The sequence below is a fragment of the Serratia sp. B501 genome (genome assembly GCF_051172315.1).
GTDB lineage: Bacteria > Pseudomonadota > Gammaproteobacteria > Enterobacterales > Enterobacteriaceae > Serratia > Serratia ureilytica.
In genome coordinates this window covers 1-576 of record NZ_JBPIZB010000027.1, presented here as the reverse complement: position 1 = coordinate 576, position 576 = coordinate 1, and the positions used below count along the sequence as shown (strand labels likewise).

The following is a 576-nucleotide window of genomic DNA, read 5'->3' as shown; positions in this document are numbered from 1 at the left end:
CGCCCTTCATCGCCTCTGACTGCCTAGGCATCCACCGTGTACGCTTAGTCACTTAACCTCACAACCCGAAGATGTTTCCATCGTTCGCGCTGCAAACATTTGAGAGACTCTATGACAGGTTACTCTTCATCCCAATACATCTACGGAGGGACAAATTTCAGCCGTCATGTTTCAATTTTCAGCTTGTTCCAGATTGTTAAAGAGCAATATCTTAAACATGACTCGGAAGTCATCTTTAAGATATGGTGTATCGTCAGATACTTGAGACCGCCGCTTTCACCGGGTGGGTCGGAAGCTTGGCGTCCCCTAGGGGATTCGAACCCCTGTTACCGCCGTGAAAGGGCGGTGTCCTAGGCCTCTAGACGAAGGGGACACGACACCGTACTTTTATGACGCTTTTGCTCGTTACTTTTTCATCAGACAATCTGTGTGAGCACGCCACTCGAATCAATATCTTTAGGTAAGGAGGTGATCCAACCGCAGGTTCCCCTACGGTTACCTTGTTACGACTTCACCCCAGTCATGAATCACAAAGTGGTAAGCGCCCTCCCGAAGGTTAAGCTACCTACTTCTTTT

At 48.6% G+C, this 576-nt stretch carries 1 tRNA gene and 1 rRNA gene; both read right to left on the bottom strand.

The annotated features are described in order from the left end of the window. Positions 1-297: 297 nt before the first annotated feature. Positions 298-373, bottom strand: a tRNA-Glu gene (locus ACSBQV_RS24245). Positions 374-461: 88 nt separating this feature from the next. Next, a 16S ribosomal RNA gene (locus tag ACSBQV_RS24240) occupies positions 462-576 on the bottom strand; the annotation flags it as partial.